Annotated in this window: 6 protein-coding genes and 1 pseudogene; 5 read left to right on the forward strand and 2 right to left on the reverse strand. The window is 63.9% G+C overall.

Features of this window, described 5'->3' with window-relative positions; genetic code table 11:
* Window positions 1–106 (forward strand): annotated as a pseudogene (locus tag F7R02_RS23290) (IS5/IS1182 family transposase); the annotation flags it as partial.
* Window positions 107–1,662: 1,556 nt separating this feature from the next.
* On the opposite strand, the gene fabR reads toward F7R02_RS23290, so the two are convergent.
* Window positions 1,663–2,310 carry an HTH-type transcriptional repressor FabR gene (gene fabR, locus F7R02_RS23300; RefSeq protein WP_003486511.1) on the reverse strand — a complete coding sequence of 216 codons (648 nt, stop codon included), beginning with the start codon at window positions 2,308–2,310 and terminating at the stop codon, window positions 1,663–1,665.
* Window positions 2,311–2,402: 92 nt separating this feature from the next.
* Here fabR and F7R02_RS23305 point away from each other — a divergent pair, with 92 nt between their 5' ends.
* The gene (locus F7R02_RS23305) at window positions 2,403–3,479 is read left to right on the forward strand and encodes a ferredoxin reductase (protein WP_167521096.1); all 1,077 of its coding nucleotides are present in this window, start codon (window positions 2,403–2,405) and stop codon (window positions 3,477–3,479) included.
* 9 nt (window positions 3,480–3,488) lie between these two features.
* Window positions 3,489–4,610: a fatty acid desaturase family protein gene (locus F7R02_RS23310; RefSeq protein WP_003486507.1), complete on the forward strand. Its 1,122-nt coding sequence runs from the start codon at window positions 3,489–3,491 to the stop codon at window positions 4,608–4,610.
* Window positions 4,611–4,675: 65 nt separating this feature from the next.
* Here F7R02_RS23310 and F7R02_RS23315 read toward each other — a convergent pair whose 3' ends face one another.
* The gene (locus tag F7R02_RS23315; protein WP_078589825.1) at window positions 4,676–6,238 is read right to left on the reverse strand and encodes an EAL domain-containing protein; all 1,563 of its coding nucleotides are present in this window, start codon (window positions 6,236–6,238) and stop codon (window positions 4,676–4,678) included.
* 382 nt (window positions 6,239–6,620) lie between these two features.
* Here F7R02_RS23315 and F7R02_RS23320 point away from each other — a divergent pair, with 382 nt between their 5' ends.
* Both F7R02_RS23320 and F7R02_RS23325 read left to right on the forward strand, forming a co-directional pair.
* Window positions 6,621–6,797, forward strand: coding sequence for a hypothetical protein (locus tag F7R02_RS23320; RefSeq protein WP_003486502.1), 177 nt, complete (start codon window positions 6,621–6,623; stop codon window positions 6,795–6,797).
* Between the two features lie 277 nt (window positions 6,798–7,074).
* On the forward strand, window positions 7,075–7,261 hold a 187-nt coding region (locus F7R02_RS23325; RefSeq protein WP_151210039.1), incomplete at its 3' end, for a transposase.

Genomic DNA, 7,261 nt, shown 5'->3' on the forward strand with positions numbered 1-7,261 from the left:
CGGCCTGGCCAAAAACACCGCACACGTGCTGACCTTGTTTGCGCTCTCCAATCTGTGGATGAAGCGAAAGCAGTTGCTGCCGGCTATGGGGAGCGTGCGCCTGTAAACCAGGAAATTCCCACGGAAAGCGCCAGAAATGGCGAAATTCCAAAGATTCAAACGCCACTCTTCGGAACGACGCGACATCCCGCACTCTCAGGCCTCGTTATTCAGACCTTCCTTAGGGCAAGGGCCCGGCAAGGCCGCCGCTGCTATAGGCGATCAGGCGATGGATACCTGTTTGCCTGCGGCATGGGCGTTTCCGTAAAGGGACTTGCGTCCCAAGGAATGACCGAAAGATCATGCATGGAGCGGGATTCGAACCCGCGACTAACAGATTGCAAATCTGCTGCTCTACCAATTGAGCTATCCAGTGGTGGGTATTCCGGAATTGAACCAGGCCTACGGCTTGCGCCGCCGCTCCACCAGGAGCCGATACCCGTAACGAGAAACATGAGAAAGAGTTCGGTATACGCCACGGCATCGCCGCGCGCACCAGCTGGAATAAACTCCAGGCCGCTGAATATCTTCCGCAATGTTTCTGATTACCGTTTATTCAACGGTAACTCTTGTATGCGCATGACCACGCGCTACCCGTGCCCGGCACCAGGGCACAGCGCTTTCGCGCCTCATCGCGTGCTACGTCCGTGTTGTCGGGCAGTCCATGCCCGGGTGCCTGGAAGGTCATCCGCAAGAGTCGGTGCGAACGCATAACGAAAACGCCCCCGGATGCAGCATCCGAGGGCGTTCGCTTGCCTCGGAGATCGGGTGACCGATCTCCTTGTCAGGACATCAGTCGAAGAGGGTGATGCGCATGTCTGCTTTCTTCGTGCGCACAAACGATGCCGCGCGGTGCGCGCTGGGCAGTCGATTGAATGTGGCGGAGTTGAGCAGGAACATGAGATCGATTGGGTAAACGTGCAGGCGTAGCTGCCGAGGGCGCGAACATTACCCGTGTCTTTTTGGTGATGCAAGCACTTTATGCAATTATTTTTCGGATTATCTGTCTGGTGGTCGGATTCGGAAGTCGGAAACAGAATCAAAAGCGCGTAGCGGTAGCAGGCCATACCCCTTGCGCGGGATGGTCGACGCAGGCGATGACACGATTTCGAAAACCAGGATCAAGCGAGCCAGCCCTGCGCGCGGCGAGCAATCGTCACGCAATTCAAGCGGCGTGCTGTTGGCCAGTGTGTCGCGTGGCCCATGCCCAAGCTACACACTGGACGCGCTCATGCTGCGTGCTGCCTCTTGGTTTTCGTAGGCTACGGAAGCCGTCTCCTGCGATGCTTCCATCGCTTCGAGAGAATGGGGCAGTCAGATGCTTCGCCGAGGTGCCGCATGCGGAGCATTGGGCGAGGCGTCGCGCGTCGGTGCTGCGGGCCAGTTTCGCCTCGCAAAGAGGACGATGTGCCGATGGCAGACGGGATGACACCTCATCGCGCGTGCTGCGCGCCCGCATGTCGCCCAGTGACGCGAGGTCTGACATGTTGGATCAGGGTGGCTCGCAAGGCCGATGCCGTGCCCGCCACGTCGCTGAAGATCCGTCGTCTGGCACGACGCCGACTGCCTGCGATGTCCCTTTCACCCGCACGCCAACGCGCGCGGCAACGTCAGTGCAGACAATCAGCCAGCGTGCGTGCCCAGGGTGCGCGCGCCGGTGAGGATCATGCGCAGCATCTGCGAGATCTGCTCGATCAGCTCGGGGTCTTTTTCCGGCGGGGAATCCATTGCCACCGCGCCCATCGCAAACACCAGCCGGGTGATCGCCTTGGACACCAGGGCAGGAGCGTGCAGCTTGGCGTTGTCGGCCGCGGCCAGGCGAATCAGGTCTACGCGCAGCTCGTCTTCGAAATAGGTGAGTTCGCGCTCCACTGCTTGCTTGAAAGCGTCCGAGCCCACCGCGCCTTCGCGCAGCAGCACGTGCAGCAGCTTGTCGTCGGCGCGCAGCTGTTCCATGAAGGCTTCGACCGAGACGCGGATGACGCTGCGGTCGGTGGAGGTGGCGCGCTGGCGCGCCTGGCCGATGATGGTGCGCAGCGAACGCCCGGCCAGGTCGATCAAGGCGACGGCGAGCTCGTCCATGTCGCGGAACTGGCGATAGAAGCTGTTCGGCGCGATACCCGCCTCGCGTGCCACCTCGCGCAGGCTCAGCGTGGACAGGCTGCGGTGCGGGCCAATCAAGGACAGCGCTGCAGCGATGAGATCTTCCCGTGAAATCGCCGGCTTGCGGGACGGCGGCGCGTCGTGGGAAGGCAGGGCGATAGAGGTCATGAGGCTGCAGCCGGGCGTGGGTCTGAATCATAGCCCCTCCAGCAATATACAAGTGTATACACGGTTGTGCATGCATGCGTATAGTGCGACCCATGAACCTGGCATCTCCTCGCAAGTCCAAGTCCCCGCTGCCGGCACGCCTGGCGCGCCGGCTGGTGTCGCCGCAACTGTTCGATTTTTGGGCGACCCGGCTCAACCCGTTGTGGACACTCGAACAGCCGGTGGCGCGCCTGGTCCAGCGCATCCCGGCCAGTCGTGACGCGGTGACCCTGGTGTTGCAGCCCAACGGCCACTGGCGCGGCCTGCAGGCCGGCCAGCATGTGAGTCTGGGCGTGGAGATCGACGGCCGCCGCCTGTTGCGTAGCTACAGCCCCACGGTGCTGGCCGACGGCCGGCTGGCGATTACCGTCAAGGCCATCGAGGGTGGGCTGGTGAGCCGCTTCCTGGCGCGCGATGCGGCCTTGGGCACGGTGGTGTCGCTAGCCCCGGCCTTCGGCGACATGCTGTTGCCGACCACGCCTACCGCGCTCCTGCTGTTGGCCGCCGGCTCCGGCATCACGCCGATGCGTGCGTTGCTGCAGGCCGCCGCGCAAGCCGGCATGCCGATGGACGTGGACCTGCTGTATTGGGTGCGCCAGCGCGACGAAGCCTGCTTTGTCGACGAATTCGCCGCGCTGGCTGCGGCGCATCCGCGCCTGCGTGTGCAACTGCTGACCACCCGCGAAGGCGAGACGCCTGCAGAACGCGTGGACACCTATTCGTTGGACCAGATTGCCGTGCTGGACCAGCGCCATGTGATGGCCTGCGGGCCGGGCGGTTTCGTGCAGGCCGCGCGCGAACGTCTGCAGGGACGCGTGGCTGCATTTCAGGCCGAAGCCTTCAGCGTGCCGGCACTGGATGAGGCCGAGACCGGGCAGGTGCAGGTCCAACTGTCACGCAGCGGCCGTACCCTGACCCTGCCGCGCGGCCAGTCGCTGCTGGAAGGGCTGGAAGCGCAGGGCCTGCGGCCCAAACACGGCTGCCGCATGGGCATCTGCAATACCTGCGCCTGCCCGCGCCAATCCGGCACCACCCGGCATCTGTTGACCGGTGAGCGCAGCAACGAACCCACCGCACAGGTGCGCCTGTGCATCAGTGCGCCGAGCACCGACCTGATCCTGGATCTGTAAGGAATCTTTATGAGCCGAGTCCATAACCGTGCCTTGTCCGCTGCCGAACTGCAGTCTTTCGGCGACGAACTCGATGCCATCCGCGCGCGCGTGCTGAGCCAGGTGGGCGCTGCCGATGCGCGCTACATCCGCCGCATCGTGGCCGCCGTGCGTTGGACCGGCGTGGCCGGTCGTGCGCTGCTGTTCCTGGGCGCATTCGTGCACAGCGTGCTGATTCCGGCCTGGATCGCCGGCGTGCTGCTGCTGGCGTTGTCCAAGATCCTGGAGAACATGGAGCTGGGCCATAACGTCATGCACGGTCAGTACGACTGGATGGGCGACCCGCAGCTCAACGGCAACACCTACGAGTGGGACATCGTTGCCACCGGAGACAACTGGCGCAAGACGCATAACTTCAAGCACCACACCTACACCAACGTGCGCGGCATGGACGATGACATCGGCTACGGCCTGCTGCGGATCTTCCCCGAGCAGCGCTGGCGCCCGTTCTACCTGCTGCAGCCGTTCATCGCGGTGGTGTTCGCGCTGCTGTTCGAATGGGGCGTGGCGATCCAGGACCTGCGTCTGGGCCGTTGGTTCGCCGGCAAGATGAAGGCGGCCGAATTGCGCGCCTCGTTCCTGCCGGTCGGCCGCAAGATGGGGCGCCAGATGCTCAAGGACTACATCGTGTTTCCGCTGCTGGCTGGCCCGTTCTTCCTGACCGTGCTGCTGGGCAACCTGGCCGCCAACGTGCTGCGCAGTATCTGGACGTTCGTGATCATCTTCTGTGGCCACTTCACCGCCGATGCAGAAGTGTTCCCGAAGGAATCCATCCGCAACGAATCGCGTGGCCACTGGTATCTGCGTCAGCTGCGTGGTTCGTCCAACCTCACCGGCGGCAAGCTGATGAACGTGCTGTCGGGTAATCTGAGCCACCAGATCGAGCATCACTTCTATCCAGACCTGCCGGCCAATCGCTATGCGCAGATCGCCGTCGAAGTGAAGCAGGTCTGTGCGCGCTACGGCCAGCACTACAACACCGGCTCGCTGCCGCGCCAGTTCGGTCAGGTGATGTGGCGGATCGTGCGCCATGCCTTTCCGAGCCGGCCCAAGCCGGTGCGGCAGAGCAGTGGTGCATTGCAGAGCGCGTAATCGGATTGCACAACGCGTGATCGACATCGAAAGGCCGCCAATGGCGGCCTTTTTTGTTGCCGGTTTTACTGCGTCGCGCTGCGCGCCTGTGCGTGATAGGCGATGAAACCAGTGGCTGGCAACGCGCGCGAGAACAGCCAGCCCTGCGCCAGATCCACGCCATGGGCGCGCAGATAATCGAGCTGTTCCTGCCGCTCGACCCCTTCGGCGATGGTGCGCAGCCGTAGCGTCTTGGCCATCTCGATGATGTGCGCGGTCACGGCGCTGGTGGCCGAATGGGTGCCGATGGTGTCCACGAACGATTTGTCGATCTTCAACGCGTCCAGCGGCAAGCCCTGCAGATACTGCAGGCTCGAATAACCGGTGCCGAAATCGTCGATGGACACCGTGTGGCCGGCACCGCGCAGATGGGTGATGGTGGCGCGTGCCGCATCGATGTCCATCAGGCTGCGTTCGGTCGCCTCCACCCACAGCTGGCCGCTGTCTACCCCGGTGCCGCGCAACGCCTGCGCCAGCACGCCCTGCACGCGGCCGCTCTTGATGTCGTCGGCGGAGACATTGATGGCCACGTGCAGCGCTGGATCGGCGGCCAGGGTGGGGCCGAGTTCGCGGATGACTTCGGCCACCACCAGATCGGTGATCGGCAGGATCAGGCCGCTTTGTTCGGCCAGGGGGATGAAGGCGTCCGGTGGCACCAGCACGCCGTCGGGCTGCTGCCAGCGCACCAGCGCTTCGGCACCGACACAGGCACCGCTATCGAGCGCAATGATCGGTTGGTAGTGCACGATGAACTCGCCGCGCTGCACGGCGATTCCCAGCCGCGCCAGTGGCGACAGCCGCCGCCGCGAGACCCACAGCACTGCACCGACCAGCAGCAGTGCCATGGCGATGCCAACCGGCACCAACTGCCACCGCGCCGCCGCCAGTGGGCCGCGCAGATAGGCCACCGGCTCGGTGACCACCGCGGACCAATCGCCACGACGGTCGCGCCCGAACAGCACCTGCGACAGCATGAGATCGCCTGGCTCGCGCTTGGCCGTGGGGTCGATCAGCAAGTGTTCGGCGGCGGTGCCGGTACTGCTGAGAATCTGTCCGTCCGGCGTGCCGATCGCCAGTTGCAGGCCAGGCGGAATATTGATGTCGGCCAGCGTGTCGGGGTTGATCAGGACGTTGTATTCGCCCAGTTGCAGCGCCATCAGCGGACGCTGCGGATTGGCCAATGGCAGCAGCCGCGTGGTCACCGAGATGCCGCGCTTGACCACGAAATCGGCCGTGCGCTGCGGAATGGTGTTGCGCAGTTGGCCCCATGACGTACAGCTGAGACGACCTTGTTGAAAGCGCCCCAGCTCGACGATGTAGTGGCTGGTCAGCACCAAGGCGCGCATCTGCGCCAGGTGCGCGGGCGAGCACGGTGGCAACCGCGAGGCGGCCATGCTCAACAATATGCCATGCGCCTCGTCGAAGGCGGTTTCAGTGCGCCGGATCGACAGCGCAGCCAGCTGGCTCAGCCTGCCCTCTTCGCGCGCCAACGCCAGCCGCCAGGCCAGGTAGTAGGACAGGCCGATCGGCAGCGTTGCGCTCAGCAACACCAGCAGCACGGTGACACTGATGATGCGTTGGCGCTTCACTTCACCACCCGCGACGGCTGCGCTGCCGGTTCACGCACGGCCCCTGCAGAAATGCCGCCAACGCAGGCTTTGGCAGATGGAAGGTGCACGCCAACCGGAGCGCGCGCGAACGTGGCGCACGTAGCGATTGGTGACGCACGGCATGGACTGATGAGGCTGCACGTCGCGAATGTACGACACACGCGTGCATTGCGCGCGTGTGCGGAGCGAAGCGGCTGTGATTTTTTTCCGATCGTCCTGCGTCGCATCCTGGCAGTCGGGGCCGCCTGCGGATTCACGCGACTGCACGCACTGCCGCGCTAGGGTCCAATCGTCTGCGCTCCCGCCCGGGAGCGACGGGACACGGGTCCCACGCAGGGCGCTTTTACTGGAGGAATCACCCATGACAACGCAGAAAGAACGCGTCGGCGGCACCGATGCGGTGCCGATCTTCAAGATGCTGGAAACAACACGCGACGGCGAGCTGACCAAGTACGTGGTCGGCGACACCGGCGTGGCGTTCGACAGCCTGGAAGGTGCACAGGCCGCTGCCAAGGATCTCGGCACGCTCGACGATTGAGGGGGACTGGAACGCTGGCCTGCGCGATGGAAGAACGGCCAAGGCCAAGGCCAGGGCCAGGGCGCCGGGTCGCCATGCCATTAGGCATGGCGATGGCGTCGGTGGGCGAGTGTCGTCTGGGTGGTCGTTGCGAGCATTAGATGCCTGTCGTGCGTTGGTCAGTGCATCGACGCCGCTACCGTTGTAGTGAGGCGCAGCGGCGCTGTGGTCGCCGGCCTGACGACGTACCAACTAGGGCCTGTTAACACTAATGGCCCGAGCGATTAAACTATTGGGCATGGAGATCACGCCAGCACAATTTTCTCTGATCGAACACTGCCTGCCGGCGCAGCGCGGCAATGTCAGCATGACCAACCTGCAAGTGGTCAACGCCATCCTTTACGTTGCCGAGCATGGCTGCAAATGGCGCGGCCTACCCAAGCGCTTTGGCAACTGGCATACGGTCTACACACGCATGAACCGTT

Origin of the sequence: Xanthomonas cissicola, from assembly GCF_008801575.1 — a bacterium.
GTDB lineage: Bacteria > Pseudomonadota > Gammaproteobacteria > Xanthomonadales > Xanthomonadaceae > Xanthomonas > Xanthomonas cissicola.

Bases quoted from the DNA above. Each gene is read 5' to 3' on its own strand.
- F7R02_RS23320 (WP_003486502.1), top strand. From the start codon at position 6,621: ATGACAACGCAGAAAGAACGCGTCGGCGGCACCGATGCGGTGCCGATC.
- F7R02_RS23310 (WP_003486507.1), top strand. From the start codon at position 3,489: ATGAGCCGAGTCCATAACCGTGCCTTGTCCGCTGCCGAACTGCAGTCT.
- fabR (WP_003486511.1), bottom strand. From the start codon at position 2,310: ATGACCTCTATCGCCCTGCCTTCCCACGACGCGCCGCCGTCCCGCAAG.
- F7R02_RS23305 (WP_167521096.1), top strand. From the start codon at position 2,403: ATGAACCTGGCATCTCCTCGCAAGTCCAAGTCCCCGCTGCCGGCACGC.